A 19,827-nucleotide genomic window follows, 5' to 3' on the forward strand; every position below is an offset into this window, starting at 1 on the left:
TCCGACCAGAAGCTCAGTTTTTAGCTTGTTTATGATCTAAAATAATTATTAATAAAAATCCAACTACCCAGATCAGCCGTTATTGTAGACATACATCAAAATCCAGTCCGTCTTTTTCCCCAAACCCCATTTCTCCCCATGTCTCCGCCAAAACAATTGATTCGCATCTTAATTCAAACGGATAACACTAACCCGATGATTTTAGAAGGGTTAGAGGTTTGGTTACGTTTGGGTTTATTATCCGATGCACAAATTCGCCAAATTGGGGAACAATATTTAAGTGAACCTCTCCCCCCAAAAATTGTTACTTCTGCCAAAACTAAAGTTTTAGAAGCAGAAAAAATAACTCAAAATCGTGTTGCTTCTAAACCTCCTAAACCTGCTTTTGAATTTCCGGCTATTATCACTGATCTTGTTCAATCTTTAAAAGCTGAGTTGAGTGTTCGCTGGCTATTATTTTTAGGATTATTTTTAGTTATTGTTTCCTCTGGGGTTTTAGCCGCGAGTCAGTGGGAAAGATTTCCATCAACGGGACAATATTTAATTTTATTTGCCTATACTTTTGCTTTTTGGGGAGTGAGTTTATGGGGAAACAAACAGTCTAGTTTACCCGTAACCGCCACTGCCTTAAAATTAGTAACATTAGTCTTAATTCCTCTCAATTTCTGGGCAATGGATGGGTTGAAGTTGTGGTTAGAACCTTTGGGTTTAATTACGATGGCGATCGCTACTTTAGCCCTCACTACTTTAACCATTATTTTATATCGAAATCAAGGACAATTGCAACACCGTCCTCTGTTCAACCATTTAGGATTAAGTTATTTAAACTGGGGGTGGCAGATTCCAGGGTTTCCCGTGATAGCGGTTTATTTAGGAATTATCATCACTGGAATTTTAACTATTGCTAACCCTCCTCCTAATTCCTCCAATCAAAGCCAACGCATTGATCCCAAAATTGTTGTTATTTATCTTCTAACTTTGCTATTCAGTCGGGCAATTTTTGGGGTTAATGTCGAGATTAGTCAATTAGGATTAGCATTAGGAATTTTTTCGGGATTTTTATATGTTTCTCCCTCCTTAATTTTACATCGCTGTAGCTACGGTATTCTATTTTTCGGTTGGTTAATTACGATTTTTACTCAACCCGGGCAAGCTTTTTTAATTAGTGGAATTGGAATTGGAATTTTTACTAATAATTTATTAAAATATTGGAAACGACAAGATTTAGCAGCAATCTTTGGTTTGGGATTATCAATGGTGGTATTAGTCGGTCGTTTAATACCACCTGAATTCAGACAAACAGCGATTAGCGTTGGAGTAGAGGTTGCTAATTCCCAGAATTCTCCTTGGGCTTTACTCAGTTTAACTTGGTTTCCCTATTTAATATTTATTGTTGCTTTAACAGATTGGATTTACCACCGTCCGCAACGAAAGTTGGCTCAATTTGGAGATCAAATCAGTTTAATTTTTGGTGTATTTTTAACCAGTTTATCGATATTAAATCCAGCATTGCGATCGCTAAATTTATTAGCCTCTACTATTACTTTAGCTGTTATTACCCACCGTCGTCAACCCCTAAAACCCCCTCTGGTTTTAGCAACTCATATTTTAGGTTTAGTCACCGTTTGTAATCTGGTTTACTGGCAATTTCCCGCCTTAACCCTAGAACTTTGGGCGATAATTTTATTAGGATTAATGGTCGGTGAATTTTTATTATTTACGGTCAATAGTCCCCTAGAGAATATTATCCGCAAAGATGCCTTAAACCTAGGAATAGTATTATCAGAACTCAGTTATATGTTATTCTTAACTAACTTTTATTTTGTTAACAAAACCTTAGAAATTACTTGGTTAATCACACCCTTAGCCTTAACTGTTGTAGCAACAAAAACCACAGATACTCAACGAATAAAAGCCAGTCAATTCAGTTTTGCAGCTTGTGGTTTAGTTCAAATTTTAACCCTCCCCCATCCCCAAATCCGTTTATTTAGTTTAGGCTTAACAACACTATTAATGGTTGTTAATACTCAACTTCTAAAAACCCTATTTGCATCAGTTTTTACCATCGGTTTAGGATTAGGATTTTTATTATTATCAGTACAAGACTTAGTAACAAGAGAAGGATGGTTAATGCTATTGAGTTTAACCGTCACAGGATTATGGATATTTCGGTTAATGTTATGCCGTTATGGTTCAATTCAATCCACTATTATTAGACTTTATAAACAAGCCCTTGATGGTTGGGCAATTGCCTTATTAGGGTTTGAATTATCTGTCATCACCCTGCATTCATTTGGCTTATATTCGGCTGGATTTCCTGGAAATTTCAACCTAATTTCAACCCTGATTATTTTAATCATTGCCTTAATTTTTAGAGGGTTAAATTTAGGAGAACTGCAAAGAACGGCTGAATTTGGATTTTCCCCTTGGATATTATATAGTTTAGCTTGGACTGTCGAATTACTAATTGTTGAAATCCTGATTTTTAACGACCGTTCTCTTGTGAGTTTAGCCGTTGCTAATATTACTCTAGGACTAATGACGCAACTTTTGGGAGACTGGTGGAAGCGTCATTATAATATTCAAAAACTACCTAATCCTTTGCAAATTATTCCCATTGTTTACGGTATTTTAGGGGTTATTTTTCGCTTCCAAATTTTCGCCAATTGGACAGGATTAACCTCTCTCGGATTTGCCTTAATTTTAATCGGAATTGGACGGCGAAATCGTCAAACTAAAGCTCTTGTTTATTTAGGGCTTTTAGGAGTTTCTGTTTCTACCTATGAAATTCTATTCTATCAAATTCAGTCTCAATCTTTAGCAGAACAATGGATTGCTTTTGCTACATTAGGAACCAGTTTAATGTATATTTATCGGATTTTTAGTTCTGGGTTAAGCGTTTATTTACGACTTCCCGAAACTGAAATTAAACCGATTGCTCATCTTCACTGGTTGATCAGTAGTGTATGCTTATTATTAGCCAGTTTTAATCAAAGTCAATCTCAACCCCTTTTAGCCATTGGAACCAGTGTTTTATTAGTGCGTTATGCCATTTTTCAAGGTCGTCATAACCCCAACCTCAAAGCCTCCGAAATCTGGATTTATCTGGGTTTAACAGAAGCAACCGCCTTAATTATTTACCTGCAAAATCTATATAATTTAAACGGATTTTTTATTCCTTGGTCAGGGTCAATCGTATCAATTATATCCTGGTTCTTTTATATTCTGCCTTGGAATAGTTGGGGATGGTCGGTTAAACCTTGGAAAACAGTCGCAATTATTCTTCCTATCATCACGGTTATGAGTTCCCGTTTTCTCTTACAACCGGAACAACAGTTAACGTGGTATTTTTCAGCTACTTTTGCAATTTTATTCTATATTGCCTTATCCCACTTGACTCATAATATTCGCTTCAATTACCTGAGTTTAATTTTAATTAATTTCATCTTTTATGATTGGCTATTTTCAACCTTTTATCAATGGGATGCGTTTATTTTTACCCTCCCTCTAGCCTCATCATTGCTCTATTTTTCCCAATTTGAACCCATTTTAAACTTAGAACAAAATCGCCCTTGGCGTCATGGGTTTCGCCTCGGTGCAACGGGACTTTTGTGTGCAACTTCCCTTCTCGCTCACTCAGCCACAGGAATTCTCCCTGGAATTTTAAGTTTAATCATAATTTTTGCTGGGTTAGGATTAAAAATTCGAGCCTTTCTCTATATGGGAACCGCAACATTTTTGATCAACATTGTGAATCAACTAATTATTCTTAATTCCATTTATTCGTTTATGAAATGGGTAATTTCTTTTATTTTAGGATTAATTTTAATTTGGATTGCGGCTACTTTTGAAACCCGTCGTGAACAATTAATCACCCTTTGGAATAACTGGATGGCAGAATTAGAAACCTGGGATTAAGTCATAAATTTAGATTCGACTTTGACTCAAACCCTTATACAGAAGCATTTTTGGGCATAATAAAAAGTTAATCAAACTAAGAATAGCACGAACCCTATCTTTTTTGAAAAAAAAGTGTTAAATAATGTAAAGGAGTCTTTCTGCGAGTCTAAGTCTTAGGGATGACTTCTCAATCAATGCTGGACAGTAGATTAAGTGACGGTGCATTTAAACAGGAGTTTCCGCATTATGACATTAGGCTTAAATAGTCAACGCTTAAAACGCTTAATTTTATGGGGATATCCCCTACCTCAAACTGCAACTTTAGTCTTTCTAGGACTAATAACATTTATTAGTGTTATTACCATCGCTTGGTTTACGGGTGAACCCCATATCACAAAATTTTTTAGCATCCTTGGTGAATTTCAAAATAATTCCCCCTGGTGGTCTGAAATACCTGAATTTTCTCCTCAATATTTATTCCTACCCAGCTTGGTTTTTGTGGTGATTGCAGGTATCATTACTAAATTTTCTCCTCAACCTCAAACCGCAACCAGAACTCTAATTATTAGTATTAATTTAGCGATTATTATTCGATATTTATTATGGCGTTCCGTTTCTACTCTAAATTTAACGAATCCTGTAACAGGAACGTTAAGTTTAGGATTGTTTTTAACGGAATTAATTATGCTATCGGTTAGTAGTTTACAACTGTATTTATCCCTGAGAATCAAAGATAGAAGGTTCGAGGCTGAGAGAATGTCTCAAGCGGTTTTAGACCAAACTTTTACCCCTTCCGTTGATATTTTTATTCCTAGCTATGATGAACCAGAATTTATTATAAAACGCACAATTATCGGTTGTCAAGCCTTAGATTATCCTGATAAAACGATTTATCTTCTGGATGATACTCGTCGCCCTGAAATTAAAAATTTAGCTGAAACTTTAGGGTGTCAATATATTACACGGGTTGATAATCTTCATGCTAAAGCGGGAAACTTAAACCATGCTTTAATGCAGACAAAAGGGGAATTAATTGTTGTATTTGATGCCGATTTTATTCCAACTAAAAACTTTTTGACTCGAACTCTAGGTTTTTTCCAAGATTCTCAAATTGCTTTAGTACAAACTCCCCAAAGCTTTTATAATTTTGATCCTAATGCTCGAAGTTTAGGTTTAGAAAACCAAATGCTTCCCGATGAAGAACAATTTTATCGTCAACTGGAATTAATCAAAGATTCGGTAGGAAGTACGGTTTGTTCAGGAACATCTTTTGTGGTGCGCCGCAGTGCATTAGAAACCATTGGAGGATTTGTTACTGAATCTATTTGTGAAGATTATTTTACAGGAATTCGTTTATCGGCTAATGGCTATCGCCTGATTTATTTCAATGAAAAATTAAGTGCAGGTTTAGCCGCAGAAAATATTAACGCTCATTTAACTCAGCGAGAACGATGGGGACGAGGAACATTACAAGCCTTTTTTATTGAGTCTAACCCCTTAACAATTCCCGGCTTAACGCTATTACAACGGTTAGCTCATTTAGAAGGGTTAGTTAGTTGGTTTATGTTTGGATTCAGAATTTATTTACTGATGATACCGTTAATTTATGCCTTCTTTAATATCCTTCCAGTTCAGGCTTCTTTAAACGAATGGTTATATTTTTTTGGCCCCCTTTACCTATTCCAAATGATGGTATTTTCCTGGTTAAATTATCATAGTCGCTCTTTTATTTTTAATGAAATCTGCTCCGTTCAACATTGTTTTCATTTGGGTTTAATGGTATTTAAAACTTTATTAAGTCCTTTCGATAAAGGCTTTAAGGTCACTGAAAAAGGCATCGCTCAAAATCGCTTTGTGTTGAATAAAAATTTGGCTCTACCTTTAATTTTATTCTGGATATTAACAGCTTTAGCATTAGTTAAACTTTTGATAGGAGGAACACCAGAATTAGGAGAAATCAAGACAGAAACCGGAATTAGTTTAGGAGTGATTTGGAGCACTTACAATTTAATTATTATTACGCTCTCTATTTTTATGACAATTGATCCTCCTAAACCTGATGGTTATGATTGGTTTGAATTGCATCGGGTTATACAGCTTAATATTCAAAATCAAACCTTCTGGGGAATTACCACAAAAGTATCAGAAGCCGGTGCAGAAATTCAGATCATCACAAAACATAACCCTGATTTTCCTATTGATGAAAAGCTTAAACTCGATTGGGTTGAAGAAAATTTAAGCTTACAGGGACAGATCAAAACCTCTGAATATCAAGAAGAACAGTTAACGATACAGGTAGAATTTGAAGCCGTGAGTTTATCCCAATATCGTCAACTGGTTGAACTATTATTTTGTCGTCCCGGTCAATGGAAAAATCAAAAAGTTCCTGGGGAATTGCGATCGCTTTTTTTAGTCTTAAAAGCCTTGATTAAACCCAGATTTTTATTTGATAAAAACCCCAAAATTAAAGCGATGAAAGTCTCTCAATTTTAAATATTGTAGGGTGCGTAAGCTCCGCGCACGCACCCCAGAAGATTAAGGCTCTAATTGAGCCACTAACTTTAACCCATAGTTGGTTTCAAAGGCTTCTTTTTTCAAGCCCAAACTCCACAATTCTAAAGCACAATCATCCTCAGCATGGGTGGGTTTTAATTTTAAGTAAAATTCCCGTGTCATGGGTTTATACTCACAAACTACTTGGGAAATTGCCCCAATCATGCGCCGATCTAATGCCACTCCTAACCGTAATAAAGGATGTAATTGATCAATCACTTGTCGAAACCGTCGAGGCAAACTTTGATAGGCTTCGTGCTTCTTTTTGGGACTACTTTTGCGGTGATATCGGGCTAAATTTGCGATCGCCTCAATTTCCGTTTCAGCAAATCCTAATAACTCCCCATAGCGAATTAAATAATAGGAATGTTTGTGATGAGCAGAATGACTGACATATAATCCACAATTATGTAGAATACTTGCCGCCCATAATAACTCTCGTTCGGGTAATCCCCAATTATGTAATAACCCCTTCGTTTGATCAAATAAACTTAAGGCAAAACCAGCAACCCGTTGACTCGATTCTAAATCAACTTGATATTTTTGAGCATTTTTGATCACGCTTCTTTCTCGAACAGAACTACCATAATGGAGACGATCATCAATTAACCCATGAGTTAACATCCAATCGACAATTACCCCTTCTCGGAGACTGCGTTCACAGACCGTTAAAGAGCGCAGATTTAATAAAGTCATTGCTTCTTGTAAAATCAAAGCTCCGGCTAAAATAATTTCGGCTCGACGGTCAGCAACTCCCGGAATTTGTAATCGTTCTTGATAGGATAATTTACGAATTCGATTGACAAATTCCTGTAATTCTTCTAACGTTAATTCATACCCACCCAAACGAGTTGGGTCTATTCCTGATTTTTCTCTAACTTTAATTCCAACTAAGGTTTCAATCGTTCCAGAAGTTCCCACTAATCGAGGAGTTTCACCCGCTTTTAAACAGGAGGATAATTCATCAACAACCCGTTCTAATGTTCCTCGAATATAAGCTTGTAGATATAAAAATTCTGTGCGACTAATCGGATCAGTATTCACAAACTCATGGGTTAATCGAACAGCACCCACTTTTGTACTACTCAAAAATCGAGGTTCCCAACCATCTCCTAAAATTAATTCTGTAGACCCCCCGCCAATATCAATAATAATATGGGGTTGGTTGTTAAATTCCATCGCCGAAAGCACCCCTAAATAGATGCGTCGAGCTTCTTCCTGACCGGAAATTAAACTAATTTCTAAATTCAGTTCATCCGCAACTCGACGAATAAAATCTCGGCCGTTGGGCGCCTCTCGTACCGCACTGGTGGCGACAGCAACAATTTGTTCAGCGTTAAAAGTTTTAGCCACATCTTGAAACCGTTTTAAACAAGTAATGGCCCGTTCCATCACCTCCGGTTTGAGATTCCCCTTCTCTCCACAATCTCCCAAACGAACGGTTTCTTTTTCCCGTGCAATAATCGTAAATGTGGGCAGTTTGGGCTGAACTTTCGCCACAACCATGTGTAGAGAATTCGTTCCTAAATCAATGGCGGCTAAGATTCGATCTCGGTCATCTATGGGTTCAGAACTCTCCACCAAAGGCATTGATGTGACCATAATCACTCTCTCAGAAGCTATTCCTCTTAATTTTAGACCGATTGCGGATATGTGTTAAAAAATATTGTGAAGATTCAATCCAATTCTCTCGATATCAACGCGCAATGCTGACCCAATCTAATCCACCGGAACCGACTTGGCAAACGATTATTCGGCTGTTGCGATGGGATAAACCCGCCGGACGTCTAATTTTGATGATTCCCGCCTTGTGGGCAATTTTCTTAGCCACCCATGGCACACCTCCTCTGAGCTTAATTTTAGTGATTGTGGTGGGAACTCTGGCCACCAGTGCCGCTGGATGCGTGATTAATGATTTATGGGACAGAGATATTGACCCGGAAGTCGAACGCACTCGCACCCGTCCCCTCGCCTCCCGTGCGTTAACGGTAAAAACGGCTATTGTCATCGCTGGGGTTGCCTTTGCTTGTGCGGCGGGACTGGCTGTATATTTAAACCCCTTGAGCTTTGGGTTATCTGTGGCAGCCGTTCCTATAATTATTGGTTATCCCTTAGCCAAACGGGTGTTTCCTGTTCCGCAATTAATCTTATCAATAGCTTGGGGATTTGCTGTATTAATTAGTTGGACGGCGGCGGTGGGAAGTTTACAGACTGCCACCTGGTTTTTATGGGGAGCAACGGTATTATGGACGTTAGGATTTGATACCGTTTATGCTATGAGTGATCGAGATGATGATCAACGTTTAGGCGTAAATTCAAGTGCGATCTTTTTCGGGGAACAATCTGCCAATGCCGTTGGTATCTTCTTTTTAGGTACAGCTATTTTATTAGGAATTTTAGGAGGGTATTTTAATTTACATTGGGAATATTGGCTCACCCTGAGCATTTCTATTCTGCTTTGGTCTGAACAATATTCTCAACTGCGAAACCCTGATCTTCCTAAACCGATTTATGGTAAAATCTTCCGTAACAACGTGGGGATTGGTTTTGTTTTATTAGGAGGAATGATTAGTGGCTTTCTTCTGTAGAGACATTGAGGGGTAAGTTTTAACATTCAAGTTTCACTCCCCAAACCCATAATGTTTACAGGATCATACAATTAAGTTTGAATAAAATCGTGTTGAGGATATAAATCTCAGTGGCTAATCCGTTTTTAACTGTTAACGAAGAACCCATTCTGTTGAGTCAAGCTCTGAAATATTTGCAAACGGCTGGAAAATTACAGCCCTTGATAACAGATATTCTACGAGAATATATTCTGGATCGGGAATTGCAATCACGGTCTGATTTGGATATTCCTCCTGCTAGTATTGAACAAGCGGTGGTGAACTTTAGATTAGAACGTAATCTCAGTGACCCCCAGGCTTTTCAACAGTGGTTAGAAAGTAATCGCATGAGTTATGAAGCCTTTCAACAACAAATTGTTTCTGGGTTCAAACGAGAAAAACTTAAACTCTCCGTTGTCCAACCGCAACTTGAAGAGTATTTTCAACAACGTAAGCCCGCTTTAGATGCGGTGGTTTTGTCCCGGATTTCTTTAAATGATTATGAACTAGCAGAAACATTATCATTGCGTTTGAAAGAACAAGACACCCGGTTTGAAGAATTAGCAAAAGAGTATTCGATTACTAATGAACGCTCCTTTAATGGCATGATGGGAGCCGTTGCTTGGTCAACTTTACCGGATGCTCTCAAGGTTGTTTTACAGCAAACAACAGCCGGACAAATTGTTGGCCCCCTGGAAGTCGAAGGCGGCTGGTGTATCTTCCGCGTCGAACAATTTTTAGAAGCGTCCTTAGACAATCCTCAACTCAAACAACGGTTGCAAAATGAATTATTTGAACGGTGGTTAAATCAACAACTCCAATCCGCTAAAATCTCTCTGAATATTCAAGATTAATTCTCTAATAGTAGGGAACAGGGAACAATAAAAATAGAGGAGTTAGAATTAATTCTAGCTCCTCTATTTTTGCTGGATAGTTTAGTTGAGTGCAACGTTCGGAGTCAGTACGGATGAAGCTAATCCTTCTCTTTTCGGTTTCTTTCTCAAGAAATTCAGTAATATTACTGAATTTACGGGTAAAAATTTGACAGATTAATTGAGCAAAATTCAGTATTTCTTCTAATTGATTAAGTGGCGTATTCAAAGTTAATATTTTGTCTAATAAAAAGATTACGGAATCATTCACTAGGTCGGCGATTGGATTGCTCCTGATTTCAGGGCAATGAGTGCTGATGTCATCTTCTGAATCGCAAAACCAGCTTTAGGGTATAAGCGATTGTACGCCTAAATAGAAAAGCTTCTATGTTGCACTCTCATGTTGTGTTAAATCTAGGACTGACCCGATGAGTCGCTATTTCAGAGGGATTCTCATGCGTAACTTTTTGATTTTCTGTTTGGCTTTGGCTTTAGTTTTAGTAGGGCAAATAACGCATTTTCTGATGCCAACCGAGTTAAGTGCGACGGAAGATTTAGGCATGAAGAAATTCGCTAACTTGATATCTGTTGAATCGACTGACAGCAATGCAGTTGAAGTCGATGGTATCCGGTTTGAAAGCTTAATACCCCAACGGGTGCTAACTATCCCCCCTAACAGACCTGATGCCCAAATTCCCGTGCAACTTGGTCTTCGCATTACGAATCAATCCCAAAAACCCGTTCGCTTTACTCGGTATGATACCCTTTTCCCACTACTTCTAGAGCCGAATGGTCAACGATTACAGCTTGGAGGAGGTAGGAATTGGAGTGCCTCGCCTGGTGTATCCGATTGTCCGTTACTTCAGCCTCAAGAGAGTGTGACATTCTTTCTCGACGCAAGACTTTTCTGGCAAGATAATCTGCTTCGACTCGAATGGGCTGATGGATTTGGTGGTATTTGGTTTTTTGACGACCTCAAGCCGGGTACATATCGAATCGCTCTCGGTTACTCCAACTCTTCTACGCCAGTGCTATGGGCGTATGACCCAGAAATAAAGACATTTAGAAAATTAACCGATCTCTGGAGAGTTCCAGTAGCTACGCCCTTGGTAGAGTTTCGCTTAGTCCAACGCTGATTTGTGTAAAAAGGAACAAAAAATGCAATTACGACAATATCCCTTAGCTTTCTTGGCAACCACTTTGCTACTCACCATAACCGAGCAGCAAGGGTGCGATTAAAAAAATTATGTTTAGTAGGAATATGCACAAATTCAATTGAATCAATAGAGGAGGGCGGTCAACATGACATCTTTTGAGTCTACTAACAGCAATAGCGTTGAAGCAAATGGAATATCTCTAGAAATAGTAAATCCTAACTCAATGCTGTTTTCTACTAGGGTTTATCCCCTTCCCAAAAATGAGCTTGGGGCTACTACTAACATGGAATTTACTGTACGTATTATTAATAATACTTTAAATCCAATTCGCCTCAACCCATACCAGACATTTATTCCAGAGCTTTTAACAGCAGATGGTCAGCCCCTACAAAAACAAATAGCTACTGTGCAGCCTGTTAGCAACACTCAAACAAACGAAAATTGTTCATCAATACAACACCCCCATGAAACCAGAAAATTTACTCAATGGGAAGTCAAGCCTGAATTACCGACAACTACTTCTCTAACTGCTAAACTCTCTTGGCACGACAACTTGCTCCAACTTAAAATTCCTACTGTTCCTCATTTCTTGCTGAACTCTAATAACATCTGGTGTTTCAATTTAATCGAGTCAGCAAGCTATCAGTTTCGATTCATTTTGAACACTAACCACGAGACAACATCCATCGTGGAATCAAAAAGAAACGAAGTAAAAACTGCACAGCCAATTGGGTCAGAAGTCGTGGCAACACCTTGGATTAATCTTCGCCTAGTTCAACCCGTAGCGACTGATAGCAGTGCAATTGAAATTGATGGTCTCCAATTCAAAGTTGAGATGCCGGAGACTGTATTGACGATTCCCCCTAGATTACCTAGTGCACAGACTCCTGTAAAACTAGGTATTCGCGTTACTAATAATACATCAGCCGTTCTTCGCTTTGAGCAAATAGGTTCTCTTGGCTTCAATCTAATAGACTCCGACGGTAAAGAAATACAATTCACTGAGGCGCAATGGAGACGTTGGATAGACAAGGGATTAGAGTTTTACATCGTTCAGCCTGGAGAAAGCGAAATCTTAGTTTTAGATGCAACGCTTTCCTGGCATTGTTCTCAACTACAACTTGTAATTCCTAATAAAGCTGGTGGGTTTTATTATTTTCGGGGGCTAAAGCAGGGTAGATATCAAATACAAGCCATCTATCATACTTCTGAACACAGAGCAAACTACCTCAATGAAAAGGGAGTGGAAAATGTCTGGAGTGGCTGGATAGCGATGCCCTTTGTAAAATTTTGCATTGTTTAATAAACATCAAAAAGCTATGAAAATCTCATTAAGGCAACTTCTCTTTGTTGGATTTGTGTCAACCTTCACAGTTACGCTAACTGAACGTTCAACTGTTGCATTTACTCTTGTACCTGCACAACCAGGCGCTACTTCTAATTGGAGACCAGTTTCACCCTACCTTATACAAGATAATTTGGGCAACTTCTATGAAGGTAGTACAGAAGTAGATACTAGATTATGGATGCAGCCTATATCTCCAGGAGGAACTGGGACATTTAAGATCACGCTTGGTCTCTGGGCAACTGCCTCTGAAAGAGGATTTTTTGGGTGGAATTTTCAGCCAGCAGAGCAGGAATTAAAAGGTAGCTTTGATATCGTAAATTATCTCGCCTGCGGTTATAGCGTACTTTGTGGTATTGAAAACCCAGGGGAACCTGATCCCAGGGATAATGGAGTTGGCGCTACTTTTTATTTAAAGTATCGTCCAGCACCTGATGACCCTCAACCTGGACAACAAGGTAGACAACTCCATTGGATTCAAATGGTACGAGCTAACTACGGTGTAGGTTTCCCAGGTGGCCCTATTTTACCTGGTCTTCCGTTCATTGACAATTTGGCGAAAAGGGACGATCCATACTACGATACTGCGGCGTTTCCCGGTGAAGCAGGCGAAGACTTTTTTATGGACAGACCTTATAGCCCCGGTGAAATAGCAGCTTTATCAGAGAATTATTTCGAGGCAGAACTTTACCTAGTTGAGGAGACCACACCTGTAGGAAATCCGGTAAGGGAAGTCACAATTTATAATGGCATCAAATGGGGCTGGATAAATAAAATCTCCCCTATCTGTCCAAATAATACTATTAAATTTAACGGAGTCTGCCTTCCTCCTCAACCCACCCAAACATTTTCCGGCACTCTCACCGCCGGCTTCAACGAAAACCAACATCAAATCAACGGCTTAACTCCAGGAAACTACTTTTATGCCTGGACTAAAAATGACCTGCCCTCAAATCAATGCAATCCCAACACCTACTTAACTACATACAACAACAATAGCTCTTGGGATGACGACGACAGCAGTTTAGTCGGAGACGGCTTCGCTTCTGCACTCGCAGGTATCGTAGCCGATGACGGTACTATTAATCTAAGTGTCCGTGCAGCCAATCCAGGGGGTCGCGGAGAAGACAGCGGCGACTACGAACTTTATACCACAGTCTACGACTCTAACTCTGCCCCACCAGAGATCATCGTCGGAAGCAGTGGAGGTGGGGGAGTCGTCTTTCCAAGACCCCGGCCAGGTGGAACCCAACAAAATCCCATCCTACCCACCAGCAGTAGTTCTGGGGGTTGGCAAATCTTCAACAACGTACCCGGTTGTCGGTGGTATGACCCCCACACCACCTACGGTTTTGAATTTCAAGCCTTAGAAAATACCTTATTTACCGAAATTCTCGACTTCCCAGTGGGTCAGGACAACCGCTTCACTGTCTCGGTCGCAGACACTATTCTGGGAGAATTCAGTCCTGGAGATCGCCTCAATTTTGTCTCTCTATTCGGTGCAGGAGTTTCTAATTTTAGAATTACCGATATCGATCCCTTAATTGGTAATACAAAAGAAACTGCTTTTCCCATTCAGTTGGCATTCAATCAGCAAGTCGGCAGCTTCCAAATGCGTGCCATTGAAGAAACACCATCACCAAAGGAGATACCCGAACCTAAAGCAATTGTGGGTTTATTCATGTTGGGGGGATGGGGGATCTTTCAATGGCGAAAAATTCAGCAGGACAAAGAGCCATGAAACATCTCTATACTTTGTTGTTGGCTCTGAGTCTGATTCTGATTAATCCTTGGGGTGATAATCGAGGCGAAATCTGGACTTATCCCAAAGTTTTCGCGGTTCTACTGATAACGCTATTAAATCTTTCAATTCTCTGGACAGAAAGACTTGATTTAACGATTCCCAAAAACTGGAAAATTAGCAAATTGCTCTGGGAAATCTTTCTAGGTATTGGGTTACTTTCAACTCTGTTTAGTCCTTTTCCGCTTCGTTCCCTATTCGGTCAGAATGAGATGGGTGATGGATGGCTGTATTGGTTGCTGATTGCTGTATTTACCCTCAGCAATACCCTGGTGTTAAGACATAAATCCTCAATTCTGCGTTTCCAAATTAACGGTTTAATCATTGGTGGAGTTATTATAGCTCTCAGTATTTTTCCTCAAGTTATTAACTGGAAAATTGACTATACAGCCACATCAGGTCAACTTTTACAAAACAATATTTTAGCTAGTACAATTTTCCAAACCCATCAACCGATTGGTTTGTATTCCCATCGGGGACACGCTGCATTTGTGTTAGCAGCAGTGGCGGTATTAGCAGTCACCTGTTGGCAGAAAAGATGGCTCAGTCATCGCAGATTAGCAATTTCTCTCATCCCCATTATTTTAGCTTTATTGTGTACTCAAAACCGATCCGCTTTATTAGCTTTAATCGGAACAGTGATTTACCAACTCGGACGCAAATCTTATCAATTCTTAATTCCGGCTGTCCTAGTTGGTTTGCTAGTCATTGGTATGAATACAAGTACCCGTAAAATCGAGAATCTACCTTTAATCAAACAAGTTACATCAGGCCGTATTTATTTAGGGCAGCTATCAGGAGCGGGAATTGTTCAGCGTCCTCTATTGGGATGGGGAATGAATGGTTTTGGAATTGCTTATCCCTATATTTTCAATCCTAAGTGGAAACCGAGAATTGTTCATCTGGGTGATTTTAGTTTTGATTATGTGAATAAAAAAGGCGTAATTGACAGAAAAGCGATCGCATCCCATAAAGCTCACAATTTAATTTTAGATAGCTGTTTATCGGTTGGTATTTTGGGGATGGCGTGCTATTTGGGACTGTTTGGTTTTAGCTTATGGCAAGTTATGCAGTCACCTTACCGTGGAATGGAAGCCATGGCAATCTGTTATTTAATTTTTACTCTAACCTGGTTTGAATGTGCCCAATTTACCCATGTATTCTGGTGGGTGCTCAGTCTGTGGGGAGCTTCCTACTTTCAAAACTGCTCGAAGTCTTTCAACCCATCGCTTGAAGAATTTACACCCATAGAACCCCCAATTGAAAAAAGATTGTTGGGATATTAAAAAAAAAATGCGGTCGATGAATGATTTTATCAAGTAGCGACCGCTTTTTCTTTACTCTTTCTGACCCGACGCATGAAACAGCCCTATCCCCTGCTTACCCTGCTTTTTAATCCTCTTCCTTGGGCCCAAACACCATTTGCACGAGCATCGGTTCTCCTCCCTTTTCATGATATCGATCAGCCCATTGCCGAATAATTTCATCTAATTCTTCAATGGCTTGATCAATGCGATCGGGAGGAATATCTAATTCTTCTAAAACCCTCATTACCCTAGACTGACGTTCAGCCCAGTTCTTCATGAATTTGAAATATCTAGCCGTATCTTCAACCATAATATAAGTTCGTTCTTCCTGATCTTCTGGAGAATAGGAGGAACGGTTGAGGGCATAAAAAGGCATCCCCCAAGGAGATTCTATCTTAATTACCGTTTGAGAATAAGTTAAACGGCGCTTAATATGTTCCGCTAGGGCTTCACTTAAAGGCATTCTCCGATTGGGTTCTAAATCTTCCTGGGAACGCCTATGTAAAAACTCAATTAATTCCATAAATTGAAAGGAATTAACTAATTGAGCATCGGGTAAATATTTCGGGAGTTTACTTTCAATTAACCGCTTTTCTTCTAGGGTCAAACTACTTCCGGCAATTCGAGATCGCCCCGGTTGCCAAGGATAATGTTCTAACCAAACATAGGGAAACTGAATCAAATATCGAGGTTCTTGAGACCCCAACATTTTTAATAGTTTACCTTCTGTTAATGCTTGTTGAACTTCCTCAACAATCACCTTAACTCGCTTGGGTTCAATGTGGTGCAGGTGTCCTGTCATTCGCAGGTTTTTTCCCTGCTCCATATAAGTCATGTAGATAGCGCATTTTGCCGCAGTTGCGGCAGCGTCCAGGAAAGCCCCATGTCGATGTCCACTGGTTCGCATGGCGCTAAAAGCCAGATATAACATGATCTGATCCATGGCGCTGGGGCTAAGACTTTTGATCAGATCGGTATCTTTTGTCATAATCATCCCTGAAATCGCCTACCTTGGAGGCATGGTATCATCCTCCATTAATTGTGAGAAATTCTCTGACTTGGAAATCCTAAGTTTTTTAGGTTAAGTCAGTTTTCTACTCAATGTCCACCAGTTCCTATCCCTGAGATGAGTGAGGATTTGGCTCTTGAGTAGGGTCTGTTAATCGAACACCGGATGTGACTGCATCATTAGTCGATTAGCCCAGAAAAAATTAAGTAGATTATTTTGCACCCTTGGCACTCAGGGTTCCAATATTCATGGATGTGTCACACGACTCTATTATACAAGACTACTTGATTTCTACAAGAGAGAAAAAAAAGCAAAGCTTTGTAATTCGTTTAATTCTTAATAAAATTTCTACTTTTTTTGAAGGTCTTTAATCCAGAAGATAGATGCAATACTACCCATTTTAACTGTCGATATCAGATTGGGTCAGGGGTGAGATGGGTATAGGGTACAAAACGCCACTATACAATTGACGGGCTAATCATCGGACTTGATTTTATTTGATTTTATTCACAAAATCACAAGACCCCCCTAGGCTTATTCAGCCACTTAGGAGGGTCTAATGACTCTATAAATTGTTCTGAGCGAATCATTAAGAACGATTCATCTGACTGGCCATATCTGTAAACATTGCCATACTTGGCCCTGGGCCACGACGGGTGGTTGTGGGTTGGGGCATTAAATAGTCTGTCGCAAAGGTCATTCCGGCGGGTGTTTTTACCTGTCCGGGGTTGATGGATGCAGGTTCCTTCGCGGGTGCGGGTTTAGGAGCAGGGGGAGCAACGGCCGTGGTCTGGGGTTGCGCTACTGGAGAGGCTTTAGCTTTGGCAGCTTTAGCTTTGGCTGGTTTTACTGATTCCGTTTCCGCTTGAGGTGCGGGTTTAGACTCGGCTTGAGGTGCTTGAGCATCTTTAGAATCGCCAAACTCTACAACATATTCAGCTTTTTTAGAACCAAAAAGTTTATTTAACATTATGCTTACTCCGTCCGTATTTTTAACAAATTTAAAGCTTTAGCCCTAACGATAGATTAAGGAACAATGAAAGATTTGTCTATAAAATTTTACATTTCGTAATATTTTTCTCAACATAACCCCCAATATTGGGAATTTTTTAGCACAATCTCCTCAAATCTTTTCATTTGTTTACAGATTTCTCAGAATGACGGTTGACTGTTGACGGTTGATTGTGTAGAGACGTGCCATGGCACGTCTTTACTGAATGTTGAGGTGTTGACACCCGAAACCCGACAAATAACACCCAATTTCTTGAGTGTCATACAAAGTCAATCAACCATGGGCTGTGATAGTCTAAGTTGGAACCAGATTAATCCAGCATTGATTCTGATGAATAACAGCACCCTTCGCAATCCGGTTTTATTGATTCACGGTATTTTTGATACCAAAGCTATTTTTAAGACCATGACGGCCTATCTAACTCAACGGGGATGGAACGTTCATAGTTTGAATTTAATTCCTAATGATGGTCGATTAGGATTAGAAGTATTAGCCAAACAAGTTGCAGATTATGTGGCTCAAACATTCCCCTCCCAACAACCCATTGATTTAATCGGGTTTAGTATGGGGGGAATTATCACTCGCTATTATCTGCAACGGCTAGGGGGAATTGAACGAGTCCAACGTTTAATCACGATTTCCTCCCCTCATCATGGCACTGTAACGGGATACCTTTACCCCACATTAGCCGCATCTCAAATGCGTTCCAACAGTCCGTTTTTACAAAACTTAAATCAGGATATAGAAGTTTTAGACCGAATTAATTTTACCTCAATTTGGACACCCTATGATGGCATGATTGTCCCGGCTCAAAGTTCTCATCTACCCATCGGTCAAGAATTCACCGTTAATGTTCTGGTTCATGCTTGGATGGTGAATGATCTAAAATGTTTAGTTCGGGTAGAAGAAGCTTTAAATACCCCTGTAAAAACCCTTCCGAGTCCGGTATCACCCGCTATGATTTCAAATCATAACGGGTAACAAACAACAATTTAAGCGTCTCCGACTTGGGCGTATTCGTTACAACCGAACACCGCTTCGGGATAACAATAGTATTTGAACTCTAAAAGATTCTGAAAGGGATCTTCTAAGAAAAATGTGCGGTGTTCCGTGGGTAAGCTGGGAAAACGTCGTTTAGGTTGTTGGTAAAATTTGAGGTGGTTTTGTTGGGCACGGTTTAACAGGGTTTCCCAGTCGGCTTCGGAGGTAAAGACTAACCCAAAATGTCGGGGATAAATCCCGTTTTGGGGTGTTAGGGGTTCTTTGCTGACATGGGCAACAATTTGATGGCCATAAAGGTTCATAATCATAGAATTGGCGGTTTCTCGCCCCAGTTCACAGCCTAACCCTTCTCCATAAAAGGCTTTGGTTTCTTCAATATTGTTCACGGGAAAGGCAAGATGGAATAAAGTTTTGTTCATCGTTTTGAGATCCAGATCATGATTCATGAATTAGTGTGGCTTAATCCTTGGCTATTTGCGATCGCTTTAAATACAGTTTTAATTAGTATAGGGATACTTTTAGCCAAAAAGTTATTAACAACCGCCGGATGGCTTCATGCTTGGCTATTGGGGGTGTTAATTTGGGGGTGTTTAGGTTGGCAAGGTTATGTGATTGTTGTATTTTATTTTTTAGTGGGTTCGGGTGTGACTCGGATTGGAAAGGCCCAAAAGGAAGCGGCTGGAATTGCGGAAAAACGAGGAGGTGCTAGAGGGCCAGAAAATGTCTGGGGTTCGGCGTTAACAGGAATGTTATGTGGGTTAGGGGTATTTTTCCTCCAGAGGGTTTTTCCTGATGCGGTTGAAATCCTATCCTGGATTCCGTTATTATTATTAGGGTATGTTGCTAGTTTTAGTACCAAATTATCTGATACCTGTGGGAGTGAAATTGGCAAAGCTTATGGGAAAAGTACGTTTTTAATTACGACCTTAAAACCTGTTCCTAAAGGTACAGAAGGGGCGGTAAGTTTAGAAGGGACATTAGCAGGTGTTTTCGCTTCTATTCTGGTTTCTGTTTTGGGTTGGAGCCTAGGTTTAATTGATGTTTGGGGGATTCTTTGGTGTGTGATTGCGGCGTTTATTGCGACTAATTTAGAAAGTGTGATTGGGGCAACATTACAAACAAAGTTTAGATGGTTAACGAATGAAATTGTGAATTTTATTAATACTTTAATGGGTGCGATCGCTGCTATTATTTTCGCATATCTTTGGCAACTTTGATCACGGATTTAAACGGATTTGTAGGGGCGGGGTTTCCCCGCCCGTA

General features: G+C 39.7%; 14 protein-coding genes. 10 read left to right on the top strand and 4 right to left on the bottom strand.

Translation table 11 applies throughout. The features are described from left to right. Positions 1–138: 138 nt before the first annotated feature. Together PL8927_RS19770 and PL8927_RS19775 are read left to right on the top strand one after the other, a co-directional pair. Positions 139–3,918 carry a hypothetical protein gene (locus PL8927_RS19770; protein WP_083624987.1) on the top strand — a complete coding sequence of 1,260 codons (3,780 nt, stop codon included), beginning with the start codon at positions 139–141 and terminating at the stop codon, positions 3,916–3,918. Positions 3,919–4,146: 228 nt separating this feature from the next. Beyond that, complete coding sequence (locus PL8927_RS19775) at positions 4,147–6,393, top strand: glycosyltransferase (protein ID WP_083624989.1); 2,247 nt, start codon at positions 4,147–4,149, stop codon at positions 6,391–6,393. 42 nt (positions 6,394–6,435) lie between these two features. Here the strand turns inward: PL8927_RS19775 and PL8927_RS19780 are convergent, their stop codons facing one another. After that, the gene (locus tag PL8927_RS19780) at positions 6,436–8,055 is read right to left on the bottom strand and encodes a Ppx/GppA phosphatase family protein (protein ID WP_083624991.1); all 1,620 of its coding nucleotides are present in this window, start codon (positions 8,053–8,055) and stop codon (positions 6,436–6,438) included. Between the two features lie 104 nt (positions 8,056–8,159). On the opposite strand from PL8927_RS19780, the gene PL8927_RS19785 reads away from it, so the two are divergent. The 6 genes from PL8927_RS19785 to PL8927_RS19810 all read left to right on the top strand — a co-directional run bounded on the left by PL8927_RS19785 (position 8,160) and on the right by PL8927_RS19810 (position 15,520). Beyond that, positions 8,160–9,041 (top strand): 4-hydroxybenzoate solanesyltransferase, encoded by an 882-nt coding sequence (locus tag PL8927_RS19785; RefSeq protein WP_083624994.1) that lies wholly within the window; start codon positions 8,160–8,162, stop codon positions 9,039–9,041. Positions 9,042–9,151: 110 nt separating this feature from the next. Then, positions 9,152–9,913, top strand: a complete 762-nt coding sequence (locus PL8927_RS19790; RefSeq protein ID WP_083624997.1) for a peptidylprolyl isomerase — start codon at positions 9,152–9,154, stop codon at positions 9,911–9,913. Between the two features lie 473 nt (positions 9,914–10,386). Then, positions 10,387–11,067 (top strand): hypothetical protein, encoded by a 681-nt coding sequence (locus PL8927_RS19795; protein WP_083625002.1) that lies wholly within the window; start codon positions 10,387–10,389, stop codon positions 11,065–11,067. Between the two features lie 166 nt (positions 11,068–11,233). Beyond that, positions 11,234–12,391, top strand: a complete 1,158-nt coding sequence (locus tag PL8927_RS19800; protein ID WP_083625004.1) for a hypothetical protein — start codon at positions 11,234–11,236, stop codon at positions 12,389–12,391. After that, positions 12,384–14,174, top strand: coding sequence for a hypothetical protein (locus tag PL8927_RS19805; protein WP_197047490.1), 1,791 nt, complete (start codon positions 12,384–12,386; stop codon positions 14,172–14,174). The genes PL8927_RS19800 and PL8927_RS19805 overlap by 8 nt, the downstream gene beginning before the upstream one ends. Then, positions 14,141–15,520: an O-antigen ligase family protein gene (locus PL8927_RS19810; RefSeq protein ID WP_197047491.1), complete on the top strand. Its 1,380-nt coding sequence runs from the start codon at positions 14,141–14,143 to the stop codon at positions 15,518–15,520. The genes PL8927_RS19805 and PL8927_RS19810 overlap by 34 nt, the downstream gene beginning before the upstream one ends. A 106-nt stretch (positions 15,521–15,626) precedes the next feature. Here PL8927_RS19810 and hetR read toward each other — a convergent pair whose 3' ends face one another. Together hetR and PL8927_RS19820 are read right to left on the bottom strand one after the other, a co-directional pair. Next, positions 15,627–16,529, bottom strand: coding sequence for a heterocyst differentiation master regulator HetR (gene hetR, locus PL8927_RS19815; protein WP_083625419.1), 903 nt, complete (start codon positions 16,527–16,529; stop codon positions 15,627–15,629). A gap of 610 nt (positions 16,530–17,139) precedes the next feature. Next, the gene (locus PL8927_RS19820; RefSeq protein WP_083625006.1) at positions 17,140–17,520 is read right to left on the bottom strand and encodes a hypothetical protein; all 381 of its coding nucleotides are present in this window, start codon (positions 17,518–17,520) and stop codon (positions 17,140–17,142) included. 372 nt (positions 17,521–17,892) lie between these two features. Between PL8927_RS19820 and PL8927_RS19825 the strand changes: the two genes are divergently transcribed. Further along, positions 17,893–18,543 (top strand): lipase family alpha/beta hydrolase, encoded by a 651-nt coding sequence (locus tag PL8927_RS19825; RefSeq protein WP_083625420.1) that lies wholly within the window; start codon positions 17,893–17,895, stop codon positions 18,541–18,543. A gap of 11 nt (positions 18,544–18,554) precedes the next feature. On the opposite strand, the gene PL8927_RS19830 is transcribed toward PL8927_RS19825, so the two are convergent. Further along, on the bottom strand, positions 18,555–18,983 hold the full coding sequence (locus PL8927_RS19830) for a VOC family protein (protein WP_083625421.1): 429 nt from the start codon (positions 18,981–18,983) through the stop codon (positions 18,555–18,557). A gap of 18 nt (positions 18,984–19,001) precedes the next feature. Between PL8927_RS19830 and PL8927_RS19835 the strand changes: the two genes are divergently transcribed. After that, complete coding sequence (locus PL8927_RS19835; RefSeq protein ID WP_083625008.1) at positions 19,002–19,781, top strand: TIGR00297 family protein; 780 nt, start codon at positions 19,002–19,004, stop codon at positions 19,779–19,781. Positions 19,782–19,827 lie beyond the last annotated feature (46 nt).

Origin of the sequence: Planktothrix serta PCC 8927 (assembly GCF_900010725.2) — a bacterium.
Taxonomy (GTDB): Bacteria; Cyanobacteriota; Cyanobacteriia; order Cyanobacteriales; family Microcoleaceae; genus Planktothrix; species Planktothrix serta.

Excerpts from the sequence above, each read along its gene's own strand:
- PL8927_RS19785 (WP_083624994.1), top strand. The coding sequence starts at position 8,160 with ATGCTGACCCAATCTAATCCACCGGAACCGACTTGGCAAACGATTATT.
- PL8927_RS19770 (WP_083624987.1), top strand. The coding sequence starts at position 139 with ATGTCTCCGCCAAAACAATTGATTCGCATCTTAATTCAAACGGATAAC.
- PL8927_RS19780 (WP_083624991.1), bottom strand. The coding sequence starts at position 8,055 with ATGGTCACATCAATGCCTTTGGTGGAGAGTTCTGAACCCATAGATGAC.
- PL8927_RS19800 (WP_083625004.1), top strand. The coding sequence starts at position 11,234 with ATGACATCTTTTGAGTCTACTAACAGCAATAGCGTTGAAGCAAATGGA.
- PL8927_RS19835 (WP_083625008.1), top strand. The coding sequence starts at position 19,002 with ATGATTCATGAATTAGTGTGGCTTAATCCTTGGCTATTTGCGATCGCT.
- PL8927_RS19775 (WP_083624989.1), top strand. The coding sequence starts at position 4,147 with ATGACATTAGGCTTAAATAGTCAACGCTTAAAACGCTTAATTTTATGG.
- PL8927_RS19810 (WP_197047491.1), top strand. The coding sequence starts at position 14,141 with ATGGCGAAAAATTCAGCAGGACAAAGAGCCATGAAACATCTCTATACT.
- PL8927_RS19825 (WP_083625420.1), top strand. The coding sequence starts at position 17,893 with ATGAATAACAGCACCCTTCGCAATCCGGTTTTATTGATTCACGGTATT.
- PL8927_RS19830 (WP_083625421.1), bottom strand. The coding sequence starts at position 18,983 with ATGAACAAAACTTTATTCCATCTTGCCTTTCCCGTGAACAATATTGAA.
- PL8927_RS19820 (WP_083625006.1), bottom strand. The coding sequence starts at position 17,520 with ATGTTAAATAAACTTTTTGGTTCTAAAAAAGCTGAATATGTTGTAGAG.
- hetR (WP_083625419.1), bottom strand. The coding sequence starts at position 16,529 with ATGACAAAAGATACCGATCTGATCAAAAGTCTTAGCCCCAGCGCCATG.
- PL8927_RS19795 (WP_083625002.1), top strand. The coding sequence starts at position 10,387 with ATGCGTAACTTTTTGATTTTCTGTTTGGCTTTGGCTTTAGTTTTAGTA.